Annotated in this window: 21 protein-coding genes and 1 pseudogene; 6 read left to right on the top strand and 16 right to left on the bottom strand. The window is 66.6% G+C overall.

Annotation, left to right across the window (positions count from 1 at the left end):
• Positions 1-133: 133 nt before the first annotated feature.
• The 3 genes from ACZY0R_RS21940 (at position 134) to ACZY0R_RS21930 (ending at position 2,265) form a co-directional block, all read left to right on the top strand.
• Positions 134-658: a gamma carbonic anhydrase family protein gene (locus ACZY0R_RS21940; protein WP_006160208.1), complete on the top strand. Its 525-nt coding sequence runs from the start codon at positions 134-136 to the stop codon at positions 656-658.
• A 39-nt stretch (positions 659-697) separates the two neighbouring features.
• Positions 698-1,726, top strand: coding sequence for an Hsp33 family molecular chaperone HslO (hslO, locus tag ACZY0R_RS21935; RefSeq protein ID WP_045238046.1), 1,029 nt, complete (start codon positions 698-700; stop codon positions 1,724-1,726).
• A 107-nt stretch (positions 1,727-1,833) separates the two neighbouring features.
• Positions 1,834-2,265, top strand: a complete 432-nt coding sequence (locus ACZY0R_RS21930) for a hypothetical protein (RefSeq protein ID WP_488861169.1) — start codon at positions 1,834-1,836, stop codon at positions 2,263-2,265.
• Between the two features lie 48 nt (positions 2,266-2,313).
• Here ACZY0R_RS21930 and ftsB read toward each other — a convergent pair whose 3' ends face one another.
• The 12 genes from ftsB to edd all read right to left on the bottom strand — a co-directional run bounded on the left by ftsB (position 2,314) and on the right by edd (position 15,240).
• A complete protein-coding gene (gene ftsB / locus ACZY0R_RS21925; RefSeq protein ID WP_035859184.1) occupies positions 2,314-2,652 on the bottom strand; it encodes a cell division protein FtsB in 339 nt (112 codons plus the stop codon).
• A gap of 68 nt (positions 2,653-2,720) precedes the next feature.
• On the bottom strand, positions 2,721-4,010 hold the full coding sequence (gene eno / locus ACZY0R_RS21920) for a phosphopyruvate hydratase (protein WP_035859187.1): 1,290 nt from the start codon (positions 4,008-4,010) through the stop codon (positions 2,721-2,723).
• Positions 4,011-4,098: 88 nt separating this feature from the next.
• A complete protein-coding gene (locus ACZY0R_RS21915; protein ID WP_006160203.1) occupies positions 4,099-4,389 on the bottom strand; it encodes a DUF1330 domain-containing protein in 291 nt (96 codons plus the stop codon).
• A 90-nt stretch (positions 4,390-4,479) separates the two neighbouring features.
• On the bottom strand, positions 4,480-5,352 hold the full coding sequence (gene kdsA, locus ACZY0R_RS21910; protein WP_045238050.1) for a 3-deoxy-8-phosphooctulonate synthase: 873 nt from the start codon (positions 5,350-5,352) through the stop codon (positions 4,480-4,482).
• Between the two features lie 28 nt (positions 5,353-5,380).
• Positions 5,381-7,033, bottom strand: a complete 1,653-nt coding sequence (gene pyrG, locus ACZY0R_RS21905) for a CTP synthase (RefSeq protein WP_045238051.1) — start codon at positions 7,031-7,033, stop codon at positions 5,381-5,383.
• Between the two features lie 149 nt (positions 7,034-7,182).
• Positions 7,183-8,004, bottom strand: a complete 822-nt coding sequence (locus ACZY0R_RS21900; RefSeq protein ID WP_488861166.1) for an alpha/beta fold hydrolase — start codon at positions 8,002-8,004, stop codon at positions 7,183-7,185.
• Positions 8,005-8,019: 15 nt separating this feature from the next.
• Positions 8,020-8,841 (bottom strand): proteasome-type protease, encoded by an 822-nt coding sequence (locus ACZY0R_RS21895; RefSeq protein WP_488861164.1) that lies wholly within the window; start codon positions 8,839-8,841, stop codon positions 8,020-8,022.
• Positions 8,842-8,971: 130 nt separating this feature from the next.
• Positions 8,972-9,796, bottom strand: a complete 825-nt coding sequence (locus tag ACZY0R_RS21890) for a transglutaminase family protein (protein ID WP_488861162.1) — start codon at positions 9,794-9,796, stop codon at positions 8,972-8,974.
• A 39-nt stretch (positions 9,797-9,835) separates the two neighbouring features.
• On the bottom strand, positions 9,836-10,789 hold the full coding sequence (locus ACZY0R_RS21885) for an alpha-E domain-containing protein (RefSeq protein ID WP_488861160.1): 954 nt from the start codon (positions 10,787-10,789) through the stop codon (positions 9,836-9,838).
• A 94-nt stretch (positions 10,790-10,883) separates the two neighbouring features.
• Positions 10,884-12,356 (bottom strand): circularly permuted type 2 ATP-grasp protein, encoded by a 1,473-nt coding sequence (locus tag ACZY0R_RS21880; RefSeq protein ID WP_045238055.1) that lies wholly within the window; start codon positions 12,354-12,356, stop codon positions 10,884-10,886.
• A 298-nt stretch (positions 12,357-12,654) separates the two neighbouring features.
• A complete protein-coding gene (locus ACZY0R_RS21875; RefSeq protein ID WP_488861158.1) occupies positions 12,655-13,164 on the bottom strand; it encodes a gluconokinase in 510 nt (169 codons plus the stop codon).
• Positions 13,165-13,353: 189 nt separating this feature from the next.
• Complete coding sequence (gene edd, locus ACZY0R_RS21870; protein ID WP_488861156.1) at positions 13,354-15,240, bottom strand: phosphogluconate dehydratase; 1,887 nt, start codon at positions 15,238-15,240, stop codon at positions 13,354-13,356.
• Positions 15,241-15,542: 302 nt separating this feature from the next.
• Between edd and ACZY0R_RS21865 the strand changes: the two genes are divergently transcribed.
• The gene (locus ACZY0R_RS21865; RefSeq protein WP_488861155.1) at positions 15,543-16,481 is read left to right on the top strand and encodes a MurR/RpiR family transcriptional regulator; all 939 of its coding nucleotides are present in this window, start codon (positions 15,543-15,545) and stop codon (positions 16,479-16,481) included.
• On the opposite strand, the pseudogene ACZY0R_RS21860 reads toward ACZY0R_RS21865, so the two are convergent.
• The 4 genes and pseudogenes from ACZY0R_RS21860 to ACZY0R_RS21845 all read right to left on the bottom strand — a co-directional run bounded on the left by ACZY0R_RS21860 (position 16,393) and on the right by ACZY0R_RS21845 (position 21,800).
• A pseudogene (locus tag ACZY0R_RS21860) lies at positions 16,393-18,831 on the bottom strand (DNA internalization-related competence protein ComEC/Rec2). The gene ACZY0R_RS21865 and the pseudogene ACZY0R_RS21860 overlap by 89 nt on opposite strands.
• Before the next feature lie 64 nt (positions 18,832-18,895).
• Complete coding sequence (locus tag ACZY0R_RS21855; RefSeq protein ID WP_488861153.1) at positions 18,896-19,783, bottom strand: TatD family hydrolase; 888 nt, start codon at positions 19,781-19,783, stop codon at positions 18,896-18,898.
• 27 nt (positions 19,784-19,810) lie between these two features.
• Positions 19,811-20,557, bottom strand: a complete 747-nt coding sequence (lolD, locus tag ACZY0R_RS21850; protein ID WP_488861151.1) for a lipoprotein-releasing ABC transporter ATP-binding protein LolD — start codon at positions 20,555-20,557, stop codon at positions 19,811-19,813.
• Positions 20,550-21,800, bottom strand: coding sequence for a lipoprotein-releasing ABC transporter permease subunit (locus tag ACZY0R_RS21845; RefSeq protein ID WP_488861149.1), 1,251 nt, complete (start codon positions 21,798-21,800; stop codon positions 20,550-20,552). The genes lolD and ACZY0R_RS21845 overlap by 8 nt, the downstream gene beginning before the upstream one ends.
• Positions 21,801-21,949: 149 nt before the next feature.
• Here ACZY0R_RS21845 and ACZY0R_RS21840 point away from each other — a divergent pair, with 149 nt between their 5' ends.
• Both ACZY0R_RS21840 and recJ read left to right on the top strand, forming a co-directional pair.
• Positions 21,950-23,074, top strand: coding sequence for a hypothetical protein (locus tag ACZY0R_RS21840; RefSeq protein WP_488866095.1), 1,125 nt, complete (start codon positions 21,950-21,952; stop codon positions 23,072-23,074).
• 24 nt (positions 23,075-23,098) lie between these two features.
• Positions 23,099-24,796: a single-stranded-DNA-specific exonuclease RecJ gene (gene recJ, locus ACZY0R_RS21835; protein WP_488861147.1), complete on the top strand. Its 1,698-nt coding sequence runs from the start codon at positions 23,099-23,101 to the stop codon at positions 24,794-24,796.
• Positions 24,797-24,814: the final 18 nt, after the last annotated feature.

The raw sequence follows: 24,814 nt of genomic DNA, 5'->3' as shown, positions 1-24,814 counted from the left end.
GGCATAAGCGTAAAATCCGGTTTGCCACCATTGTAGGGCCCGGCGCGTGGCGCTCCATGCCTGGTCCGCCCGCGACCCTTTAAAGCCTGGCGGCAAACCCCATATACCCAAACGAACTTGTGCAGGAGACCTCATGGCGCTTTACCAGCTCGGCGACGTTGCCCCCACCATCGATCCGGATGCCTATGTGGCGCCGGAGGCCACCATCATCGGCAACGTGACGCTCAAGGCGCGTGCCAGCGTCTGGCCAGGCGTGGTGATCCGGGGCGACAACGAACCGATCGTGGTGGGCGAGTCCAGCAATGTGCAGGAAGGCACTGTGCTCCACACCGACCCTGGCTGCCCGCTGACCATCGGCGACAAGGTATCGATCGGCCACCAGGCCATGCTGCATGGCTGCACGGTGGGCGAAGGCTCGCTGATCGGCATCCAGGCGGTGATCCTGAACCGTGCCGTGATCGGCAAGGAGTGCCTGGTCGGCGCCGGGGCCGTGGTCACCGAAGGCAAGGTATTCCCGGATCGTTCGCTGATCCTGGGCGCGCCGGCCAAGGTGGTGCGCGAGCTCACCGAGCAGGATGTGGCCAACCTGTACCGCAATGCCGAGACCTACGCCACGCGCCAGGCCATGTACAAGACGCAACTCAAACGCATCGACTAAGGCGCCGCGCCGCCCGCACCGATTTACCGACGGATCATCGTGACTGACACCACCACCCCCGACACCCTGCAGAAATTCCTGTTCGACGCGGCCCCCGTTCGCGGCGAACTGGTGCACATGCAGACCACCTGGCAGGAAGTGCTGCGCCGCAATCATTACCCGGCGCCGGTGCGCCGCCTGCTGGGCGAAATGATGTCCGCCGCAGCACTGCTTTCGGCCAACCTGAAGTTCAATGGCGCGCTGGTGATGCAAGTGCACGGCGACGGCCCGGTGCGCATGCTGGTGGTGGAATGCCTGTCCGACCTGTCGATGCGGGCGACCGCCAAGCTCGCCGAAGGCGTAGCGCTGGCCGACGATGCCACGCTGGCGGACCTCGTCAACGTCAACGGCCGCGGCCGCTTCGCCATCACGCTGGACCCGCAGGACAAGCTACCCGGACAGCAGCCGTACCAGAGCATCGTGCCGCTGGCCGATGCACACGGCCCGATGGCGTCGATGACTGCCGTGCTCGAACACTACATGCAAGCGTCCGAGCAGCTCGACACCCGGTTGTGGCTGGCCGCCGACGACAAAGTTGCCGCCGGCATGCTGCTGCAGAAGCTGCCGTCCTACGGTGGCACGCTGGAAGGCCATGCCGGGCGCGCCCCCGCCGAAGTCGGCGAAACCGGCGCGCCGCTGGCGGACAGCGGCCGCGCGCAGGACCTGGACACCTGGGACCGCGCCTGCCAGCTCGGCGCCACGCTGAAGGACGAAGAACTGCTGGCCGAAACGCCCGATACACTGCTACGCCGCCTGTTCTGGGAAGACCTGCAAGCCACGGGCCTGCGCGTATTCGAGCCGCTCACGCCGCACTTCCAATGCTCGTGCTCGCGTGCCAAGGTAGCTGGCATGCTGCAAAACCTGGGCCGCGTGGAAATCGAGGACATCCTGGTCGAACGCGGCGAAGTGGAGATCCAGTGCGATTTCTGCGGCCAGCAATATCACTTCGATCCGGTTGACTGCGCGCAACTGTTTGCGCCGGCCCCCGTTGCTACCGGCGCCGGCGACGGTGCCGCGCAGCAACACTAAGCGGCAACTCTGCAAGGCGGAGCGGCCCGGGAGGCACCCCACGAGGAACCTTTACGCCCTCCGCCGAGGTCCAAGCATCAGCGACCTACCAGAGTCAGGGAGTCAACATGTCCGCTTTGCCTTCAACCCCGTCCGCCCTCGCCGCAGCACGCAAAGCGTCACGCCTTGTCCGCGCGCCGGGCACGATCGGCGTCTTGCTGCTCGGCGCAGTGCTGGCCTGCGGCGGCTGCGCGGAGTTGCCGCGCGACATCAACGGCTCGCCGCCGACCGCACGCCTGGTGCCCAACGGTGTTCCGCCGGCGCCCATCACCCCTGAAGAAAGGCAGAAGCTCGACGCCCTGAACCAACAGGTGCTGCGCGAGCAGGAAGCCGCTATCGCATACCAGCAACAGGCCGAGGCCATGGCGCAGGCTGCTGCCTATGTCTATCCAAGCTGGAGCCTGTATTACGGAGGGTGGGGCGGTGGCCACTGGGGTGGCGGAGTCGGCTTCAGCGGCCCCGGATACTGGGGCCGGGGCCGCTATCCGTATTGGTGGTGAGTTTGCCTGGCACCGTGCATTGCGCAGGGCGCCACTGACTGGCGCCAGTCAGTGGCGGTTGAACGCCGGGGAATTCGGCGGAGGCGGCAGCGGCGGCGTGGCGCTGACTTTGGGCGCGGGCGCCACGAACTGCACGAACACCTCGCCATCCTTGACCATGCCCAATTCATAGCGGGCACGTTCCTCGATGGCGCCGGTGCCATCCTCCAGGTCCTTCACTTCCCCTTCCAGCTTGGCATTGCGCAACTTGAGCAACTGGTTGCGCGCCGATTGCTCCTGCACCTGCTTGTCCATGTCCCACACACGCAGCCAACCGCCCTTGCCCAGCCATAAGGGATACTGGATGGCGAGCAACAGCACAAACAACAGCAACGAGATCAGGCGCATGGGTTCTGGCGCTTAAGCGAAAAAGGAAGTTGCGTCAGCGCCGGCCGCGGCCGGCGCATGACACGCGCTTAGCGCAGATTGTAGAACGCGCTCTTGCCCGGATAGCTGGCGATATCGCCGAGATCTTCCTCGATGCGCAGCAGCTGGTTGTACTTCGAGATACGGTCCGAGCGCGACAGCGAGCCGGTCTTGATCTGGCCGGCGTTGGTGCCCACCGCGATATCGGCGATGGTGCTGTCCTCGGTTTCGCCCGAGCGGTGCGAGATCACGGCGGTGTAGCCGGCGCGCTTGGCCATCTCGATGGCGGCGAAGGTCTCGGTCAGGGTGCCGATCTGGTTGATCTTGATCAGGATCGAGTTGCCGATGCCCTTCTCAATGCCTTCCTTCAGGATCTTGGTATTGGTCACGAACAGGTCGTCGCCCACCAGCTGCACGCGCTTGCCCAGCTTGTCGGTCAGCACCTTCCAGCCTTCCCAGTCGCCTTCGGCCATGCCGTCCTCGATCGACACGATCGGGAACTTGTCGCACAGGTTGGCCAGGTAGTCGGCGAACTGGGTCGAGGTCAGTTTCAGGCCCTCGCCTTCCAGGTGGTACTGGCCTTCGCCTTCGTGATAGAACTCGGTAGCCGCGCAGTCCAGCGCCAGCAGGACATCTTCGCCTGCACGGTAGCCGGCCTTCTCGATGGCCAGCACAACGGTGTTCAGGCACTCTTCGTTGGAAGCGAAGTTGGGGGCAAAGCCGCCCTCGTCGCCAACCGCCGTGGACATGCCCTTGTCGGACAGGATCTTCTTGAGCGCGTGGAACACTTCGGCGCCGCAACGCAGGGCTTCGCGGAAGCTCGTCTGCGACACCGGCATGATCATGAATTCCTGGATGTCCAGGCTGTTGTTGGCGTGCGCGCCACCGTTGACGATGTTCATCATCGGCACCGGCATTTGCATCGCGCCCGAACCGCCGAAGTAGCGGTACAGCGGCAGGCCGGCTTCTTCAGCGGCGGCCTTGGCCACCGCCATCGACACGGCCAGCGTGGCGTTGGCGCCCAGGCGAGCCTTGTTGTCGGTGCCGTCGAGGTCGATCAGGGTACGGTCCAGGAAAGCCTGCTCGGAGGCATCCAGGCCCATGATGGCTTCGGAGATTTCGGTGTTGATATGCTCGACCGCCTTCAGCACGCCCTTGCCGAGATAGCGCGACTTGTCGCCATCACGCAGCTCGATGGCTTCGCGCGAACCGGTGGATGCGCCCGACGGCACTGCCGCGCGGCCCATCACGCCGGATTCGAGCAGGACGTCGCACTCGACCGTCGGGTTACCGCGCGAGTCGAGAACTTCGCGACCGATGATATCTACGATTGCACTCATGGATTCCTCTTGGACTGTTGATGCTTGATGACTTCGTACTACACGGGCGCCATGCCCTGGACTACCGCTGACGGGCGCTGATTAATGCCTAAGCGCCTTCTACCACGATCATGTTCATGCGCGCGGCATGCTCGCGCGACTTGCGCGCGGCGCGATATTCCTCGCTGTCGTGGAACGACTTTGCCGCGTCATAGCTGGGAAACTTCAGCACGACCACGCGCGTCGGGGCCCAGTCGCCCTCCAGCTTCTCGGTCTTGCCGCCACGCACCAGCACCTCGGCGCCATGCACCTTCATGGCATGGCTGGAGAGCACCTTGTACTCTTCATACTGCTGGGGATCGGTGACATCGACGTGGGCAATGATATAGCCGCTGGCCATGGCGTATCTCCGTGTGATTTTATGGTGTTGATTCTACTTGGCTGATCATGGCCGCCTGATGACGGCCATGTCGGCAACGGCGCTGCGCGCTCAGGCGCAGGCCGCGGGCCAGCCGAAATTGTCTTCGAGGAAGCCCGAGCGCTTGACCAGCGTATCGAGTTCCTTGAGCACGGACAGCAGTTCCTTCATGCGCGACAGCGGCACGGCGTTGGGGCCGTCCGACATGGCCTTGCTCGGGTCCGGATGCGTTTCCATGAACAGGCCCGCCACGCCCACCGCCACGGCAGCGCGCGCCAGCACCGGCACGAATTCGCGCTGGCCGCCGGAACTGGTGCCCTGGCCGCCCGGCAGCTGCACCGAGTGCGTGGCATCGAACACCACCGGCGCGCCGGTCTCGCGCATGATCGCGAGCGAGCGCATGTCGGAGACCAGGTTGTTGTAGCCGAAGGAAACGCCGCGCTCGCAAGCCATGAAGCTGTCTTCCGGCAGCCCTGCCTCGCGCGCGGCGTCGCGCGCCTTGTCGATGACGTTCTTCATGTCATGCGGCGCGAGGAACTGTCCCTTCTTGATATTGACGGGACGGCCGCTCTGCGCGCACGCGCGGATGAAGTCGGTCTGACGGCACAGGAAGGCCGGCGTCTGCAGCACATCGACCACCGCCGCCACCGGCTTGACCTCGTCGATCTCGTGGATGTCGGTCAGCACCGGCACACCGATCTCGCGCTTGACCGTGGCGAGAATCTCCAGCCCTTTCTCCATGCCCAGCCCGCGGAAGGTCCTGCCCGACGAACGGTTGGCCTTGTCGAACGAGGACTTGTAGATAAACGGGATGCCGAGCTCGCTGGTGATCGCCTTGAGCTCGCCGGCGGTATCCAGCGCCATCTGCTCGGACTCGATCACGCACGGACCGGCGATCAGGAAGAAGGGCCGGTCCAGGCCAACGTCAAATCCACAGAGTTTCATCACTAGTCTCCTGCTTGCGGTGCCGGGCTCAGCCCGCCTTGCTCTGCTGGCTGGCCAGCGCCGCTTCCACGTAGGCCTTGAACAGCGGATGGCCATCGCGCGGGGTGGAGGTGAATTCCGGGTGGAACTGCACGCCCACGAACCACGGGTGCATGCTTTCCGGCAGTTCCATCATCTCGGGCAGGTCTTCGGTCGGGGTGCGAGCCGAGATCACCATGCCCGCCTTTTCCAGCGTCGGCACATAGTGATTGTTGACCTCGTAGCGGTGGCGATGGCGCTCGTTGACTTCTTCGCCGTAGATCCTGGCCGCCTTGGTGCCCGGCTTGACCGGTACGCGCTGCGCGCCCAGGCGCATGGTGCCTCCCAGGTCGGACTCAGCGGAGCGCTCCTCCACCTTGCCTTCGCGGTCGACCCATTCGGTGATCAGTGCGACCACCGGATGTTCGGTTTCCAGGTTGAACTCGGTCGAATTGGCATCGGCCATCGCCGCCACATGGCGGGCGAATTCGATCACGGCCAGCTGCATGCCCAGGCAGATGCCCAGGTACGGCACCTTGTTCTCACGGGCGTACTGGATCGCGCGGATCTTGCCTTCCGTGCCGCGCTTGCCGAAACCGCCCGGCACCAGGATGGCGTCCAGCGGCTTGAGCACTTCGAGGTGGCCCGATTCCAGCTCTTCCGAATCGATGTACTCGATGTTCACGCGGGTGGCGGTGTGCATGCCGGCGTGGCGCAGCGCTTCGATCAGCGACTTGTACGACTCGGTCAGGTCGACGTACTTGCCGACCATGCCGATGGTGATCTCATGTTGCGGGTTTTCCTGGGCATTGACCAGGCGTTGCCACATGGAGAGATCGGCCGGCTTCGGGTCAATACGCAGTTCCTCGCAGATCAGGCGGTCGAGGCCCTGCTCGTTGAGCATCTGCGGGATCTTGTAGATGCTGTCCGCGTCCCAGACCGAGATCACGGCTTCCTGCGGGATATTGGAGAACAGCGAAATCTTGGCGCGCTCTTCGTCCGGGATCGGGCGGTCGGCGCGGCACAGCAGCGCGGTCGGCGAGATGCCGATTTCACGCAGCTTCTGCACCGAGTGCTGGGTCGGCTTGGTCTTCAGCTCGCCGGCGCTGGCGATGAACGGCACCAGCGTCAGGTGCACGAAGGCAGCGTGGTTGCGGCCCATGCGCAGGCTCATCTGGCGCGCGGCTTCCAGGAACGGCAGCGATTCGATATCGCCCACGGTGCCGCCGATTTCCACCAGCGCAACGTCCGCCTTGCCACCGTGCGACGCAGCCGCGCCGCGCTCGATGAAGGCCTGGATTTCGTTGGTGATATGCGGGATTACCTGCACCGTCTTGCCGAGGTACTCGCCGCGGCGTTCCTTGCGGATCACCGACTCGTAGATCTGGCCTGTGGTGAAGTTGTTCGACTTGCGCATCTTGGCCGAGACGAAGCGCTCGTAGTGGCCGAGATCGAGGTCGGTTTCAGCACCGTCTTCCGTGACGAACACCTCGCCATGCTGGAAGGGGCTCATCGTGCCGGGATCGACGTTGATGTAGGGATCTAGCTTGAGGAGGGTGACTTTGAGGCCGCGCGACTCAAGAATGGCCGCGAGCGAAGCAGCAGCGATGCCCTTGCCGAGCGAAGAGACGACACCACCGGTGACGAAGACGAATTTGGTCATAAACCGAGCTTGCCGGGGAAATCGGGATTATACATGAGAGCCCGGCTGCTGCAGCGCCGCATTTGCGACAAGTCGCCTTGCCCGGCAACCGCTGAGACGCATTCGCCGCTTCGCGCCCCAGCCCTCGCTGCTGCCCTGCCCGGCCCCGGCTACGGACGCGCGGCCGCGGGCGAATTGCCCCGCATTTCGCCGACGAGATCGCGGATCAATCCGGCCGTCTGGCCGGGCCGCTCCATCGGATAAAGATGCCCGCCCTCGATAAAGCGCAGGCGCTCTCCCACCAGCTTGCGCGTGGCACCGAGCCCGCACTGGCGCACTTCGCGCGACCGCGTGCCGGCGACAAAGCCGACCGGCACCGGCGCGCCGCGCGCAACGCGCGAGCCCAGGCTGGTGGGCAGGGTGCGGTAGATCTGGTACTCGATCTCACGCTCGAAACGCAGGCGGCGTTCGGCTTCGTTGCCGGTCGGCTCGGTGCCATGCATGGCGTAGTCGCGCAGCACCTCCTCATCCCAGGCCGCGAATACCGGCTTGGAACGGAAATGTTCCCAGACCGCCTCGGCATCCGGCCAGTGGGTGCGGCGCCGCCGCGTCACCGCCGCGGGGCCGGGCCGTTCGTCCAGGCCGAAGCGCTGGCCGGCCTTTAGCAAGGCGGCACGCCAGCCGGCGATCACGGGGGAATCAAGCATCACCACGCCGCGCACCCATTGCGGGCGCCGCAGCGCGGCCATCAGCGACAGGAAGCCACCGAGCGAATGCCCCACCAGCCACACCGGCTCGCGGTACTTTTGCTCCACGGAAGCCAGCAACTCATCGACGAGGTGCGGCCACTCGCGCGTGACCGGGAACTTCGGGTCGTGGCCGTAGCGGTCCACGGCGCAGATCTCGAAATCGTCTTCCAGCGTTGCGAACAGCTTGCGGTAGGTGCTGACGGGAAAGCCGTTGGCATGCGAAAAATGCAGGATGTCACGCATCTGGGATATCCGCCCTCAGTCCTGGGTGCCGGCGCGTTCGCGCGTGGCGCGCACCGGCTGCCCCCAGCGGTCGCCTTCGCCCTGGCGCGCCAGCGGAAACTCCGCCGGGGCGGAGGCATCCCATTCTGGATCGTTGATCTCGCCGAAGACCTGGCGCAGGCGATGCCCCCAGGTATCGCGGATCATGCGGAAGTAGGCGTTCTTCTCGTCGATATTGACAAAGCGGGTCACGCGCAGCGAATCGGCCTCGTAGACCAGCAGGTCCAGGGGCAGGCCCACCGAGATATTGGATTTCAGGGTGGAGTCCATCGAGATCAGCGCGCATTTGGCGGCTTGGCCAAGCGGCAGCGTGGGTTCCACCACGCGATCGATGATGGGCTTGCCGTACTTGGCCTCGCCGATCTGGAAATAGCAGTTCTCGGGCGTGGCCTCGACAAAATTCCCCGCCGCGTACACATGGAACAGGCGCACCCGCTCGCCACGGATCTGCCCGCCGAAGATCAGGCTCACATTGAACTCGATGCCAGCCTCGCGCAAGGCGTGGGCATCGTGCTTGTGCACCTGGCGCACGGCGTCGCCGACGATGGCGGCCGCCTCGAACATATCGCGCGCGGTCCACAGGGAGCGCTTCTCGTCGCGGCCTTCTGCGAGTATCTGGCGCACCGCCTGGCTGATCGCCAGGTTGCCCGCCGTCAGCAGCACCATCACGCGGTCGCCCGGCTCCTCGAACACAGTCATCTTGCGCGCGGTCGAAATGGCGTCGACCCCGGCATTGGTGCGGGAATCGGAGAGGAACACCAGACCGGCATCCAGCCGCATGGCTACACAGTACGTCATGATCTCGTCTTGTTATGGTGCATGGCCGCGCCCGGCGCACCGCCCGGAGCCAGGCCGCATTCTAGTGCCGCCCCTGCGCGGCTGGAACACCGTATCACGCCCATTCCTGGTGCGCTTCGCACCACCTCGCTCACGCCAGCGGTGCAATGGCAATCTCAACCGCCAGCTGCTCGCCGCTGCCTCCCTCGCGAATGCCTCGCACCGGCGCGGCCATGCGGTAATCACGCCCGACCGCAAGCCGGACATGACGCGTGTCGCTCAGGCAAGCGTGCGTCACGTCGATACTGCACCACAGCTCCCTGTCCGCGTCCACACAGACATCGGCCCAGGCATGGCTGGCCAGCTCGGAGGCCGCCGGGTCGTAGAAATAGCCGCTGACGTAGCGCGCCGGAATAGCGAGGGCGCGGCAACATGCCACCATCACTTGCGCCTGATCCTGGCAAACCCCGCTGCCCAGCCCGAAGGCCTCGCTGGCTGACGTGCCCACATCCGTGCTGTCTGCCTTGTACCGCACCCGCTCGGCTATGCCACCGGCCAGAGCCAGCAGGGCCGGCACCTCGTGCCCCGCCGCCAGGTAGGGTGAGGCAAAACGTACCATTTCCGGATGCGCGGCGGTCAGCGGCGTGCTGCCCAGGTAGTAAAGCGGCGAGACACGCGCCTCGCCCGCCGGCGGCGCATCGCAGAAAAGCGGCACTTCTCCGTCGGCAGGCGGCGTCACTTCCACCACGCCGCCTGCCTCGATCACCAGCGTATGCGCAGGGCCCGCCACGGTAAAGCTGTGAACGATATTGCCAAAGCCGTCGCGGGCCTCGGACAGGTTGCCCGGCACCGATAGCTGCCAGCCTTGCACGGCCTGCAACGGGCCCGAACGCGGCGCGAGCCGCAGTTCGTGCACGCTGCGCCGGACCGGCTCGGCGTAACGGTAAACCGTCTTGTGATGAATCTTGTATTTCACGATATGGCGAGGCCGGCACAACCTCCCACGTGAAGTGGCTCAGGCAGCCAGCAGCGGCACGAGAAAATCCCGGCTGATGCCGTTACCGAGGTCGCCGATGCGCTCCAGGAAACTGGTCAGGTAAGCATGCAGCCCGACGGCGAAGATGTCGTCGATGCGCGTGTATTTCAAATCAGCGTGGAGTTTACCAGCCTGCCGCTCGGTCTCCGAAGAATGCTGGTTCCCGACCAGCGACAGGATCGCCACCACCTCGTCCATGCTCGACACCAGCGAACGCGGCATGTCCGGCCGCAGGATCAGCAGCTCAGCCACGCGCTCGGGCGTGATCACAGTGCGGTAGATCTTGCGGTAGACCTCGAAGCCGGACACCGAGCGCAGCACTGCCGCCCAGTGATAGAAATCATTGGCGTCGCGATTGGGATCGCTGTCGTCCAGCGTGCCGGCCTTGAATTTCACATCGAGGATCCGCGCGGTATTGTCGGCGCGCTCCAGGAACGTACCCAGCCGCATGAAGTGGAAAGCATCGTCCTTGAGCATGGTGCCGAACTGCACGCCACGGGCCAGGTGAGAGCGGAACTTGACCCACTCGAAGAACTGCGCGGGATCGTCGGACAGGATGCCGTCAGCGATCATGCGCTGCACGTCGAGCCAGGTGGTGTTGATGGTCTCCCACACCTCGGTGGTCAGCGAGCCGCGCACCGCGCGCGCATTCTCGCGCGCCGCGCGCAGGCAGCTCATGATCGACGAGACATTGGTCATGTCCCGCACCATGAAGTCGATCACATCGTCGCGCGTCAGCAGGCCGTACTTCTCGTCAAACACCGTGGTCAGCTCGGAAATATCGAGCATGGCCCACCAGCCCTGCTCCGCCACCTCGGCGGATTGCGGCAACAGCGACGTCTGGTAATTCACATCGAGCATGCGCGCGGTGTTCTCCGCGCGTTCGGTGTAGCGCGCCATCCAGAACAGATGGTCGGCAGTGCGGCTAAGCATGTCAGTCCCCTCGTACTGCGCTGTTCGCCCGCGCGCCGCCGGCATCGAGGCGGCCGGCGCGGGAATCTCAAACAATCCTTGCGAGCGCCGCGCTTCAGCGCTCCAGCACCCAGGTGTCCTTGGTGCCCCCGCCCTGCGAGGAATTGACCACCAGCGAGCCTTCCCGCAGCGCCACGCGCGTCAATCCGCCGGGCACCATGCGCACGTCCTTGCCCGACAGCACGAATGGGCGCAGGTCGATGTGGCGCGGCGCGATGCCGGACTCGACGTAAGTCGGGCAGGTTGACAGCGCCAGCGTGGGTTGCGCGATGTACTGCTCAGGGCGCGCACGCACGACCTCGCGGAAGGTATCGATCTCGGCGCGGGTGGCTGCCGGGCCCACCAGCATGCCGTAGCCGCCGGCGCCGTGGGTTTCCTTCACCACCAGTTCTTCCATGTGATCGAGCACGTACTGCAGGTCGTCGGGACGGCGGCACATATAGGTCGGGACATTGTTCAGGATCGCTTCCTCGCCGAGGTAGAAGCGGATCATGTCCGGCACATAGGGATAGATCGATTTGTCGTCGGCCACGCCGGTGCCGATCGCATTGCAGATGGTGACGTTGCCGGCGCGATAGACCGACAGCAGCCCCGCCGCGCCCAGCGTGGAATCGTGCCGGAACACCAGCGGGTCGAGGAAGTCGTCGTCGACCCGGCGGTAGATCACGTCGATGCGCTGCGGGCCCTGCGTGGTACGCATGTAGAGATGATCGTCCTGCACGAACAGGTCGCTGCCCTCGACCAGCTCCACGCCCATCTGCTGGGCCAGGAAGGCGTGCTCGAAGTAGGCGGAGTTGTACATGCCGGGCGTCAGTACCACCACGGTGGGATCTGCGATGTTCTGCGGCGAGACCCCGCGCAACATGTCGAGCAACAGGTCCGGATAGTGGGCCACCGGCGCCACGCGATTGCGCGCGAACAGGTCGGGGAACAACCGCATCATCATCTTGCGGTTCTCCAGCATGTAGGAGACGCCGGAGGGCACGCGCAGGTTGTCTTCCAGCACGTAGAACTCGCCCTCGCCCGCGCGCACCACGTCGATGCCCGCAACGTGGGCATAGATATCGCGCGGCACGTCGATGCCGAGCATTTCGGGCCGGTACTGCGCGTTGTTGTAGATCTGGTCCGGGGGAATCACACCGGCGCGGATGATGTCCTGGCCGTGATAGATATCGTGGATGAAGCGATTCAGCGCGGAGACCCGCTGGCGCAGCCCGCGCTCCAGCGTGGCCCACTCGCTGGCGGGAAAGATCCGGGGAATCACGTCGAACGGGATGGTGCGCTCGGTGCCGCTGTTGGACTCATCCTTTTCGCCATACACGGCGAAGGTGATGCCCACACGCCGGAAGATCAGGTCCGCCTCCGCGCGCTTATTGCCCATGGTGCCTTCGGACTGTCGCGCCAGCCAGTCCGCAAACTGCTTGTAATGCCCCCGCACGGCGCCTGCCGGCAGGGACTCTCCCGCGTGGATCGATGCCGCCACGCCATCTTGCCAATCGAGCATCTCGTCGAAAAACCGCGCCGCCATGATGGCCGTTCCCCCATGATTTGGGCGCCGCCCAAACTGCCGGCAATCCCGTTTTGATTGGCTTCTTGTTCCCGGCACAGCACCTCGAGGTCACCACCCGCGGCCCGGCGGCGCAGCCGCGGACCGTCTCGTCATGCTTCGAAGTGCTGTACCTATAGGATACCTATGGCCACGAAAGCCGCAAGCGGCGGGCATTCGCGCCATCAAACATGGATTAAGCAAGATGTCTGCCAGCCCTCCTCAACGCACACAAAGACGGCACCCGGGAACGGTCCGGGCGGGGGGCAACCGCGCCGCGCTAACGCGCCACGGCCGCGCCTTTGCATGCCGGCACTTCGGCCAGGATGTACCGCACCAGGGCTTCAGGGGTCTGGCGGATATCGAGTACCAGCGCGTCGCGCGGCTCCTCCAGCGTTTCGAACTGGCTCTGCAACAGCGCCGGATTGAAGAAGTGCTCGCTGCGCTCGGCCAGGCGGCCGCCGATCACAGCGGCGTCGCCCTTCATATAGACAAAGGTCACGCCGCCGTCGGGCGGCGTCAACCGGTCGCGATAGGTCTGGCGCAACGCGGAACAGGTAAACACATGGGTGCGCCCTTCGGCGCGGGCCGCATCGATCGCCGCGCGCATGGCGGCCAGCCAGGGCCAGCGGTCTTCATCAGTCAGCGGGATGCCGTTGTGCATCTTCGCTTTGTTGGCGGCGCTGTGGAAATCGTCGGCGTCGTGAAAGCCGCAATGCAGGGTCTCGGCCAGCATCTGGCCGACGGTGCTCTTTCCGCTGCCGGAAACGCCCATCAGGATGTAGATCATGTCTGCTCCAGCGATCGTGTTCGGATGGTTTGCCCATCCTTGTCGGTAGTCCCCGCGCCGGCCGCCGGCAGTGTCCGGAAGCATACGGCCATGAAGCCATGATAGGACCCGCATGGGCCGGCTCGGGGTCGTCCCCGCCAGCCGTTGGCTGCCGGGGACACAAATGACACAAATATCGGGGCGCGCTGCCTATTGTGCGACGGCCGCGCCGGTTTGGACAGCGCCGTGCGCGTCGGCTTCGGACAGGTCCAGCGCGCTGCCGCCCTCTTCTGCTATCCGCGCATTGCGGCGGAACAGGCCAAACAGGCCGCGGCCGACGCTGAAGCTGGCGAAAGCGTCGTCCGGCAGTACCGCCGAGGCGCGCGCCGTGAAGTTGGCGTCGCCGTCGGCGCCACCGAGCCATTCCAGGGTGCCGGCGACGGCATCCACGCGGAGGCGGTCGCCATCGCGCACTCGCGACAAGGGGCCGCCAGCAAGTGCCTCCGGACCCACATGAATGACTGCCGGCACCTTGCCCGAAGCGCCGGACATGCGCCCGTCGGTCACCAGCGCCACCTTGTGGCCCGCATCCTGCAGCGCGCCCAGCACCGGCGTCAGGCGGTGCAGCTCGGGCATGCCGTTGGCGTTCGGCCCCTGGAAGCGCACCACCGCGACCACATCGCCAGCCAGCTCGCCGGCATCGAACGCGGCCTGCAAGCCTTCTTGGGAATCGAAGACGCGCGCCGGCGCCTCCACCACCCGATGCTCCGGCGCCACCGCCGACACCTTGATCATGCCGCGGCCGAGATTGCCCTGCAGCAAGCGCAGGCCGCCCTCGGCGGAGAACGGCTCGGCCGCGGTGGCCAGAACCGTCGCGTCGCCGCTGGTGGCGGCACCGTCGCGCCACTGCAGCACGCCGTCGATCATCACGGGTTCCTGCGTGTAGCGGGCCAGGCCATGCCCGGCCACGGTTTCCACGTTCTCATGCAGCAGCCCTGCGTCGAGCAACTGGCGAATCACGTAGGCCACGCCGCCGGCGGCGTGGAAATGGTTCACGTCGGCGGAGCCGTTGGGATAGACCCGCGCCAGCAGCGGCGTGATGCGCGAGAGGCGGTCGAAGTCGTCCCAGTCGATGATGATGCCGGCCGCGCGCGCCATCGCCACGAGATGGATGGTGTGGTTGGTCGAGCCGCCGGTGGCCAGCAGGCCCACCACGGCATTGATCACGGCGCGTTCGTCAACGATGCGCGCCAGCGGGAGGTAGTCGGCACCCCGCGCCGTCAGGGCCAGCGCGCGTTGCGCGGCGGCGGCGGTGAGCGCATCGCGCAGACCGCTGTCAGGATGCACAAAGGCCGCGCCGGGCATATGCAGCCCCATGATCTCCATCAGGAACTGGTTGCTGTTGGCGGTGCCGTAGAAGGTGCAGGTGCCGGCCCCGTGATAGGCCTCGCACTCGGCTTCCAGCAAGGCTTCGCGGCCGACCTGGCCGGTGGCGTAGAGCTGGCGCACGCGCGCTTTTTCCTTGTTGGACAACCCCGTCGACATCGGCCCGGCCGGCACGAACACTACCGGCAGGTGGCCGAACTGCAGCGCGCCCATCAGCAGGCCCGGCACGATCTTGTCGCACACGCCGAGCATCACGGCGGCATCGAAGGTGTTGTGCGACAGCGAGACCGCGGTCGCCATCGCGATGGCGTCGCGCGAGAACAGCGACAACTCCATGCCGGCATTGCCCTGCGTGATGCCGTCGCACATCGCCGGCACCCCGCCCGCCACCTGCGCCACCGCGCCAACGGCGCGCGCGGCCTCGCGGATCACGCCCGGGTAGCGCTCGTACGGCTGGTGGGCCGACAGCATGTCGTTATAGGCGGTGACGATGCCGAGATTGGCGGCATGCTCGACCCGCAGCTTGAGCTTGTCATGCACTGGCAACGCGGCCAGGCCATGCGCGAGGTTGGCACAGGACAGCCCGCGCAAGGGACCCAGCTCCTGCTGGGCGCGTTCGCAACGCGCCAGGTAGGCGGCACGGCTGCGCTGGCTGCGCGCGATCACGCGCGCGGTGACGGACTGAACTTCGGCGTGGAGGGCTTTTGACATGCGTGGGATTCCTGGTCGTGATGCCTGATCGTATCCGGGAGGACTGGGGAACGCGTTTGTTTGTAGATTTTCTACATTATATCGAAAGGCTATTTGAAAACACCATGTGCACGCATCACAAAGCGCCGCATTCACGGCAAAAATCGACAAAATAGGTGAAATCCCTAGTCCGAAGCCCGCCGGAAGCCGAGGCGATTTCGATGTTGATTATGTAGAATATCTACATGCAGTGCGAACTACCGAACCCCGGATACCGGGGCCAAAGGCACAAGAATGCCCCGGCACAGACAGCCCTCCCTACCATGCGCGACCGAATCCTTGCCGTCTACGACACGCTTCGCCCCTCCGAACGCCGCCTTGCCGACTACGTTGCCCGCCACGGCGCCAGCGTGATCCGTTTGTCGATGCCAGAACTGGCCGAGCGAGCCGGTGTATCCCAGCCCACCATCGCGCGCTTTTGCGCCGCGCTCGGTTATGACGGCTTCCGCGAGTTCAAACTCCAGTTCGCCCAGAACGTGGGCGGCGGCACCCCCTTCGTGCACCAGGACGTCAAGGCCGAAGACCGTCCCGCCGACATCGCCGGCAAGGTGTTCGACCGCACCATCGCCACGCTGATGACAGTGCGCAATGCGCTGTCCGCGGACCAGATCGAGCACGGCATCCAGCTGCTCGCGGCGGCGCGGCGCATCGAATTCTATGGCTGCGGCAACTCTGGCATCGTCGCGCTTGATATCCAGCACAAGTTCTTCCGCCTCGGCATTCCCACCGTTGCGTACTCGGATTCGCATGTATTCAGCATGTCCGCGGCGTTGCTCGGCCCCGGCGATGTGGCGGTGCTGGTTTCCAACAGCGGGCGCACCTGGGACATGCTGGCAGCCGCCACCCTGGCCCGCGCCAGCGGCGCCAGCGTGCTGGCGCTGACCCACAGCGGTTCGCCGCTGGCCGCGCTGGCGGACGTATGCGTGTTCTCGGACGTGGAAGAAGACAGCGAGGTCTACACGCCGATGACCTCCCGCATCTGCCACCTGGTGCTGGGCGACGTGCTTGCGGCCGGCGTCGCGCTGGAACGCGCCGACACCGTCTCCGCCGGCCTGCAGCGCGCCAAGGCCCATCTGCGCGAGCGCCGCATCGCCCAGGCCGAGCCCGCGCATCTCAGCGAGGCGCTGGCGGCGCCGCGCGCCAGTAGCGCCGCTCGTGCTGGCGGTAAGCCAGCACCTCGTAAGACTCGCCGCGCGTCATGATCTGGATCGCGCCGGTTTCGTCGCTGCGATAGCGCGCGATGCCGTGCGAGCCGTAGCGATCCCAGATCTCCGGGCGCGGATGCCGGTGGCGATTGCGATAGCCCACCTGGAACAGCGCCAGCTCGGGCGCCACCACTCACAGGAACGACCCGCTGGACGAGGTGTTGCTGCCATGGTGCGGCGCCTGCAGGAAATCGGCGCGCAGGTCTTGCGTCGGCAGCCGCGCCAGCAGCGCCGCTTCGTCGCGCCGTGAGATATCGCCGGTCAGCAGAAGGCTGCGCGCGCTGGCCTCCACCTTGAGCACGCAACTGCGCGCATTGCTGTCGATGGCAGCGTTCTGCGCCACGCCCGGCAAGGGATGCAGCATGACAAAGCGAACCCCATCCCACTCCCACCGCTGCCCCGCCGCGCAGGGCCGGGCCTGTGGCGAGGCCGCGCCCGCAGGCGGCGCCAGCAGCCGATGCCCTGGCGCCGCACCTGACAGCAGGCTGTCCACCGTCAACGCCGCCATCACGTCGCGCGCCCCGCCTGCGTGATCGGCATCTTCATGACTGATCACCAGTGCGTCGAGCCCGCGCCACGCAGATACGGCACGATGGCGCGCGCGCCCGCGCTGCTGCCCGACTCGCCACGTCCGGCGCCCCATCCGTAGGCCGGGCCGGCATCGTAGAGCAGCACGTGCGAGCGTGTTTCCACCAGCACCGCGGTGCCCTGCCCGATATCGATCGCGGTGGCGCGAAACTCGCCTTGCGCCACCGGCTGGCGCCCCGCCAGCACCATCGGCAGCAGCAGCACGACGCCGCGCAGGCGCGCGCGCGCCGCAACGCACGGGCGCCAGCAACAGCAGCGTGCCGAGCACCGCCAGCGCCAGCGCGAACGGACCCGCGCGCGCGGCCTGCCACACTGCCCACGGCGGCGCCGCCAGCCACTCCAGGCCCATCACCAGCCAGTGCAGCAGCAGGTGCGCCGGGACGAGCAGCCAGCCCGCCAGCGGTGCCGGCAGGGCCGCCGCCAGCAGGGCCAGCGGCGTCACCAGCAGGCTGACCAGCGGAATCGCCACCGCATTGGCCGGTGGCGAGATCACCGAGACCTGCTGGAACAGCAACAGAGTCAACGGCACCAGCCCGATGGTGACGGCCCATTGCGTGCGCGTGGCCTGCGCCAGCGTGGACCGCAGACGCTGCCACCACGAGGACGCGGCATGATCGGCGGGCTGCGCCGCGGCCAGGAAGATCACGCCCACCGCGCCGAAGGACAGCCAGAAGCCAGGCGACAGCACCGCCCAGGGATCGAGCCCGATCGCCACGAACGCAGCCCAGGCCAGCACCAGGGAGGCCGGCGGCGTGCGGCCGCTCCATAGCGCCAGCGCCGCCACGACCAGCATCGACACGGTACGTTGCGCAGGTACCTGCATGCCCGCCAGCAGGCCGTACACGAGTCCAGCCATCACAGCCGCCACCAGTGCGGCGCGGCGCGCGGGCCAATACAGCGGCAAGGGCCGCCGCAGCCAACGGCCAAGGCCGAACGAATGCCGCCACAACCAGTACGCGAAGCTGGAAAAGAGACCGGAAATCATGGTGATATGCAGCCCGGAGATGCTGATCAGGTGGCCGATGCCGGTGCGCGTGAACAAGGTCCAGTCGCGCTGCTGGATACCGCGCTGGTCGCCCACCACCAGCGCCGCCAGGACCGGGGCAAATCGCGCATCCGGAGGCAGGCTGCCCAGCACGTGGTCGCGTACCTGCATCCGCCATCGCGCGATCCTCCACTCCAGTTGCTCACCGACTGCCTCCTGCGCCTCGCGCCGCACGTCGCGCACGTAGCCCGTAGCGCCGATTCCGGCTGCCATCAGCCAGTATTCGTAGTCGAAACCATGAGGATTGGCCAGTCCGTGCGGCCGGCGCAGACGTAGCGAAAAGACGTACCGCTCGCCGGGGCGCAACGCGGGCGGCGCATCGTCCCAGTTCAGCAGGATGTGCGAGGGAATGCCGGACGCCATGCCATGGACCTGCGTCTCATCGAGCGCGAACAGAAAGCGCTGGCCGCGTGGCGCCTGGGCCGGCAGGCCCGCGACGACCCCGCTCAGCATCAGGTCCACGCCTTCGAGTTCGGGCGCCAGACGTTCCTCCAGCCTGAGTTCGGCGCGCCATGCCGACCAGCCGAAACCTGCCAGCACCGAGAGCACGAACAAGGCCGCGCGAACCCGGCCGGAGCGGCGCCCGCGTAGCGCGAGCAGGGCCACCGCAACCCCGGCGGCAACCAGCCACCATGCCGAGGTGCCGCGCGGCAGCGAGCCCTGTTGTTGCAGCCACCAGCATCCCGCCATGAAGGCGAGCAGGATCAAACGCATGCCAGCTCCCGGACGGGAAGTCAGATGTGTTTGCTTATACCGCCGTCACCGGCCGCGAAACTTGTCAGGATGAGACGGGAAGGTTGCCGGTCGTTTCGGCCGGAGTCGAGGCCGAAGCAGGCAATGCCGATGGGAACATGGTTGCCGCAAAGGCAGCCAGGCGCGGCAGCGCAGCCACCGAGTTTTGCCACATCGCCGGTGCCAGCGCCGCGGCATCGAGACCACGCAACTCGCCCAGCACCCTGGCCACGCCCACCACTTCGGCAGGCGTATTGCGCGCCTTGTGCTGCTCGCCGAACTGGTCGTCGGACAGCCATGCGGGGGCGATGTCGGGCGCGTCGGTTTCGAGCACGATGGCGTCGAGTGGCAACTCCAGCGCCAGGCGCCGGATCTGCTTCGCGCGGCTGAAAGTCAGGTTGCCGCCAAAGCCCAGCTTGAGGCCTTGATCGACAAAGCCGCGCGCCTGCTGCACGCTGCCGTTGAAGGCATGGGCGATGCCCTGGCGCACGCCGGCGCGCCGCAGCTGCGCCGCCACCTGGTCCTGCGACTTGCGCACATGCAGCAGCACCGGCAAGTCGAACTCGCGGGCAATCTTGAGCTGCTCGGTGTAGATCCACGTCTGGTGCGCGGCATCGAGGCCGGGCACAAAGAAATCCAGCCCGATCTCGCCGATGCCGACGAAGCGCGGATCGGCTAGCGAGGCTTGCACCTCCCGTCGCAAGGCATCGAGATCGGACTGCGCGGCACCCGGCGTGCACAGCGGATGGATACCCAAGGCGTAGACGCAGCTATCGTGCCGCTGCGCCAGCGCGCGCACCGCGGCGAAATTGGACACGGCCACCGCCGGCAGCACGATGCCGGTGACGCCAGCCGCGGCGGCGGCGGCGGCCACGGCATCACGGTCGGCGTCGAATTCGCCGGCGTCGAGGTGGCAATGGGTATCGATCCACATGGCGGTGTGCCGGCGCGGCGATGCGCTTCAGCGTTCGGCGTGGAGGTGCCCGTCGCGCAGGCGCAGCACGCGGTCGCAGCGGCTGGCCAGGTCGAGGTCGTGGGTCACGATCACGAAGCTGGTGCCCAGCGTGCGCGACAGCTCCAGCATCAGGTCGTAGACGCCGCCCGCGGTGTGGTCGTCCAGGTTGCCGGTGGGCTCGTCGGCCAGCACGCACGCCGGGCTGCCGACCAGCGCGCGGGCAATCGCCACCCGCTGCCGTTCGCCGCCGGACAGCTCGCCGGGCCGGTGCTGCGCCCGGTCGCCCAGGCCCACCCGCTCCAGCACCGCCATCGCCGCCGCCCGCGCCTCGGGCTGACGCAGCCCGCGGATGCGCATCGGCATGGCCACGTTGTCCAGCGCCGTGAACTCAGGCAGCAAGTGGTGGAACTGGTAGATGAATCCCAGCTCGCGATTGCGCACGATATTGCGCTCGCTCTCGCGCAGTGCCGTAAAGGGCCGGCCCTGCAAGGCAACCCGGCCACTGTCAGGGTTGTCGAGTCCGCCCAGCACATGCAGCAAGGTACTTTTGCCGGAGCCGGACGCGCCGACGATGGCAACCTTCTCCCCCGCCTCGACCCGCACGTCCACGCCCTTGAGCACGGTCACGTCCAGGCCGCCCTGGCGGAAACGCTTGGTCAGGCCCTCGCCCAGCAGGACGGGCGTGCCGTTGGCTTTGCCCGGTGCATTGGCAGCGCTGCCGGCCGGTTCGGCGCGCAACAGGGTTTCACTCATAGCGCAGCGCCTCCGCCGGATTGACGCGGGCAGCGCGCCAGCTTGGGTAGAGCGTGGCCAGGATGGACAGTACAAAGGAAACGATACCGATGGTGGCAATGTCGTTCACGCGGGGATCCGAGGGCAATTCACTAATGAAATAGATGTCGCGCGGCAGGAACTGCACATGCAGCAGCCGCTCGATAAAGGGAACGATCATGTCGATGTTGAAGGCGATCAGCGCGCCGCCGGCCACGCCCGCCAGCGTGCCGATAAAGCCGATGGCCACGCCCTGCACGATAAAGATCTTGGTGATCGAACCGGGCTGGGCGCCCATGGTGCGCAGGATGGCGATGTCGGCCTGCTTGTCCGTCACGGTCATGACCAGCGTGGACACCAGGTTGAACGCGGCCACGGCGATGATCAACGTGAGGATGATGAACATCATGCGCTTCTCGGTCTGCACCGCGGCGAACCAGTTGCGGTTCTGCTTGGACCAGTCGCGCAGGTAGAGCTCACCCGAGAGCGTGCCGGCCAGCTCGTCGGCTACTTGCGGCGCTCGCTGCATGTCCGTCAGTTTCAGGCGCACGCCGGTGGGCCCGGCGAGGCGGAACATGGCTTCGGCGTCGCGGATATTGATCAGCGCCAGCGCGCTGTCGAACTCGAAATGGCCCGACGAGAACACCCCGACCACCGTGAACTGCTTGAGCCGCGGCAGCACCCCGGCCGGCGTGATGGTGCCCTGCGGCACGACCACCGTGACCTTGTCGCCCACCTGCACACCCATGGCATTGGCCAGTTCGTTGCCCAGCGCGATGCCGAATTCGCCCGGCAGCAGGCGATCCATGCCGCCGCCCCGGAACTGCTTGCCGATATCGGACACTTTGGGTTCCTCGGAAGGCTCGACCCCGCGCAGCAGCACGCCGCGCACCGCATCATCCCGGGTCAGCATGGCCTGCGCCGCCACATAGGGCGCAGCACCGATCACTTCCTTGTTGCGCAGCGCCTCTGCGGCGGTCTTTTGCCAGTCGGGCAGCGCCCCGGGCCCGACCACCTCGATGTGCGACAGCACCGAGAGCATGCGGTCGCGCACTTCTTTCTGGAAACCATTCATCACCGACAGCACCACGATCAGCGCCGCCACGCCCAGCGCGATGCCGGCCATGGAAATCATCGAGATAAAGGAAATAAAGGTGTTGCGGCTGGCGCGCTTGCTTGCGCGGGTGTATCGCCAACCGATCTGCCACTCGTAAGGAAAGTTCAAGAGGGTTCCTGTTGTTAGGGAGTAACGCCGGCACCACATCGCCAACGCCGCATATGGCTTACTGGCTGCGTGCTCGCGCCACTGTCCCGGCCGGGCCGTGGGACGATATTTCCGCCGGCCGCCAGCCGCAAGTTTACAATCTCGGCACCATGATGACGCACCTGACCCTGATTGTGCCCTTTTCCGTCCCGCCCGGCGCCGCGATCGACGCGGACGGCGGGGGCAACGACGCCATGCTGGAAGCCCTGCTGCGGCAGTTGGAGTTGCCGGCGCTGGGAAAGTTGCTTACCCGCGCCAGCCCCGGCCCGCGCGAGCGCCACGACGATCCCTTCCAGCGCTCGCTGCCGCATGAGCGCTGGCTGGCCGGACGTGCCGGGCTCGACACCGCCCGCGTGCCCAGCGCCCCGTTCATGCGCCTGGCGGACATGAGCGCAGCCGGCGCGGGCGCCGGCGCGAACGACGGCCAGGCGTGGGCTTGCCTGCAGCCGGTACACATCCACGCCGCGCGCGACCACCTAGTGCTGATGGACCCGGCCCAGTTGCACGTCCGGGCCGAGGAGTCGGCGGCCCTGCACGCCGCCGTGTCTGACCTGCTGCGGGAGTCCGGCATTTTGCTGGAAACGCCGCATCCGGCCCGCTGGTACATCCCGGAAGCCGTGTTCGGGCCACTTGTGGCGGCCAGCCCGCTGCGCGCCACCGGCCGCAATATCGATGTATGGATGCAGTCCGGCGAGCGCGCCCGCGACTGGCGCCGGATCCAGAACGAAATCCAGATGACCTGGTACGACCATCCGGTGAACCAGGCCAGGGAAGCCGCCGGAGAGCTCTCCATCAATTCTGTCTGGCTCTACGGCGGCGGCACCCTGCAACAAGTGCCGCGCCTGGCCGACACGATATTGACAGGCGACGCTTTCCTGCACGGCCTGGCGCTGGCCGGCGGCGCTGCGTGCCAGCCCGCGCCGGCGCGCTTCAAGGCCATCGAAGGCATCGAGGGCAGCGCCATGGTGCTGCTTGAGGACGCCATCGAAGCCCATATCGCCGAAGACTGGGGCCTGTGGATCGAGCGCATGCACGCACTCGATGCCGAATGGTTCGCCCCGGCGCTGGCCGCACTCGAAGGCGGCCAGTTGCAAGCGGCGACGCTGATGCTGGCCGGCGACAACCACTACGCCGAATTCACCGTGCGCCGCGCCGACCTGCGCAAATTCTGGCGCGGCCTGGGCCAGCGCGGCGACTGGCGCGCGCTGCTGTGCGACCTCGCCTATGCCGCCTGATCACCGTTTTCCCGCAAGCCGTACATGACCCGAATCGCCGTTCGCTCCTTCTCCACTGAAAATGCCGGCAAGCTGGCCGGACTCGGCCTGCATCCCACGCTGGCGCGCATCCTGTCGGCGCGCGGGGTGCGCGAACCCGCCGAACTCGCCACTGAACTGCCGGGCCTGGTGCCGCCGGCCGCCCTGAAGGGCATCGACGAGGCCTCGACTTACCTGGCGGACGCCATCGCCGCCGGCCGGCGCCTGCTGATCGTGGCCGACTACGACTGCGACGGCGCCACCGCCTGCGCGGTCGGCGTGCGCGGCCTGCGCATGCTGGGCGCGCGCATCGACTACATCGTGCCCAACCGCTTCGAGTACGGCTACGGCCTGACCCCGGAAATCGTGGCGCTGGCCGCCAAGCAGCAGCCGGATGTGATCGTCACCGTGGACAACGGCATCGCCAGCGTCGACGGCGTCGCGGCCGCCAATGCGCTCGGCATCGATGTGGTGGTGACCGATCACCATCTGCCCGGCGACCAGTTGCCCGACGCCGCAGTGATCGTCAACCCCAACCAGCCAGGCTGCGAATTCCCGAGCAAGAACCTGGCGGGCGTGGGCGTGATGTTCTACGTGCTGCTGGCGCTGCGCGCGGAACTGCGCCGCCGCGGCGTGTTCGACACGCAGACCCAGCCGCGCCTCGACACCCTGCTCGACCTGGTCGCGCTGGGCACCGTGGCGGACGTGGTCAAGCTAGACAGCAACAACCGCATCCTGGTCGCGCAAGGCCTCAAGCGCATGCGCGCCGGCCGCATGCACGCCGGCGTGGCCGCCCTGTTCCGCGCCGCCGGGCGCGAGGCGACGCGCGCCAACACCTTCGACCTGGGATTTGGCGTAGGCCCGCGCCTGAACGCCGCCGGGCGCCTGGCCGACATGTCGCTCGGCATCGAATGCCTGCTGACCGACGACGCCAACCGCGCCTGGGAAATCGCCCAGGAACTTGACGGCATGAACCGCGAGCGGCGCGATATCGAGGCCGGCATGCAGCAGGAAGCGCTGCAGATCCTGGAAGGCCCGCTGGGCGCGCTGGACCCGGCCGCGCGCTTCACTATCAGCGTGTTCAACGACACCTGGCACCAGGGCGTGATCGGCATCGTGGCCTCGCGCCTCAAGGAGAAATACCACCGCCCCACCATCACCTTTGCGCCGGGCGACGAGGATACGATCAAGGGCTCGGGCCGTTCGATCCCGGGCTTCCACCTGCGCGATGCCCTGGACCTGGTATCCAAACGCCACCCCGGCCTGCTGAAGAAATTCGGCGGCCACGCCATGGCGGCCGGCCTGACCCTGGGCGCGGGCGATTTCGCGCAGTTCATGGAGGCGTTCGAGGCCGTGGGACGCGAATGGCTGAGCGACGAGCAGCTTGCCCGTGTGATCGAAACCGATGGCGATATCGAGGATGCCTGCTTCAGCCCGGAGTTCGTTTCGCTGCTGGAGCAGCAGGTATGGGGCCAGGGCTTCCCGGCGCCCACCTTCTGCGGCGAGTTCGATGTCTTGCGCCAGAGCGTGCTCAAGGGCAAGCACCTCAAGCTGCAGCTCGGGCGCGGCAGCCAGCGCTTCGACGCCATCTGGTTCAACCATGCCGAATCGCTGGGCGCCAGCGCGCTGGTGGCATACCGGCTCGATAACAACACCTTCAATGGCGTCACCCGCGTGCAGATGGTGATCGAGCACGCGCAGTAGCGTGCGCGCCCCGCCCGG

The organism is Cupriavidus sp. F041 (genome assembly GCF_057814235.1).
The sequence above is the reverse complement of the archived record's forward strand: the minus strand, read 5'-3'. Positions and strand labels throughout refer to the sequence as shown.

Bases quoted from the DNA above. Each gene is read 5' to 3' on its own strand.
- lolD (WP_488861151.1), bottom strand. From the start codon at position 20,557: ATGAGTGAAACCCTGTTGCGCGCCGAACCGGCCGGCAGCGCTGCCAAT.
- ACZY0R_RS21940 (WP_006160208.1), top strand. From the start codon at position 134: ATGGCGCTTTACCAGCTCGGCGACGTTGCCCCCACCATCGATCCGGAT.
- ACZY0R_RS21900 (WP_488861166.1), bottom strand. From the start codon at position 8,004: ATGCGTGACATCCTGCATTTTTCGCATGCCAACGGCTTTCCCGTCAGC.
- ftsB (WP_035859184.1), bottom strand. From the start codon at position 2,652: ATGCGCCTGATCTCGTTGCTGTTGTTTGTGCTGTTGCTCGCCATCCAG.
- ACZY0R_RS21875 (WP_488861158.1), bottom strand. From the start codon at position 13,164: ATGATCTACATCCTGATGGGCGTTTCCGGCAGCGGAAAGAGCACCGTC.
- pyrG (WP_045238051.1), bottom strand. From the start codon at position 7,033: ATGACCAAATTCGTCTTCGTCACCGGTGGTGTCGTCTCTTCGCTCGGC.
- ACZY0R_RS21930 (WP_488861169.1), top strand. From the start codon at position 1,834: ATGTCCGCTTTGCCTTCAACCCCGTCCGCCCTCGCCGCAGCACGCAAA.
- ACZY0R_RS21865 (WP_488861155.1), top strand. From the start codon at position 15,543: ATGCGCGACCGAATCCTTGCCGTCTACGACACGCTTCGCCCCTCCGAA.
- ACZY0R_RS21880 (WP_045238055.1), bottom strand. From the start codon at position 12,356: ATGGCGGCGCGGTTTTTCGACGAGATGCTCGATTGGCAAGATGGCGTG.
- ACZY0R_RS21840 (WP_488866095.1), top strand. From the start codon at position 21,950: ATGATGACGCACCTGACCCTGATTGTGCCCTTTTCCGTCCCGCCCGGC.
- ACZY0R_RS21895 (WP_488861164.1), bottom strand. From the start codon at position 8,841: ATGACGTACTGTGTAGCCATGCGGCTGGATGCCGGTCTGGTGTTCCTC.
- eno (WP_035859187.1), bottom strand. From the start codon at position 4,010: ATGAGTGCAATCGTAGATATCATCGGTCGCGAAGTTCTCGACTCGCGC.
- ACZY0R_RS21885 (WP_488861160.1), bottom strand. From the start codon at position 10,789: ATGCTTAGCCGCACTGCCGACCATCTGTTCTGGATGGCGCGCTACACC.
- ACZY0R_RS21915 (WP_006160203.1), bottom strand. From the start codon at position 4,389: ATGGCCAGCGGCTATATCATTGCCCACGTCGATGTCACCGATCCCCAG.
- edd (WP_488861156.1), bottom strand. From the start codon at position 15,240: ATGTCAAAAGCCCTCCACGCCGAAGTTCAGTCCGTCACCGCGCGCGTG.
- recJ (WP_488861147.1), top strand. From the start codon at position 23,099: ATGACCCGAATCGCCGTTCGCTCCTTCTCCACTGAAAATGCCGGCAAG.
- kdsA (WP_045238050.1), bottom strand. From the start codon at position 5,352: ATGAAACTCTGTGGATTTGACGTTGGCCTGGACCGGCCCTTCTTCCTG.
- ACZY0R_RS21855 (WP_488861153.1), bottom strand. From the start codon at position 19,783: ATGTGGATCGATACCCATTGCCACCTCGACGCCGGCGAATTCGACGCC.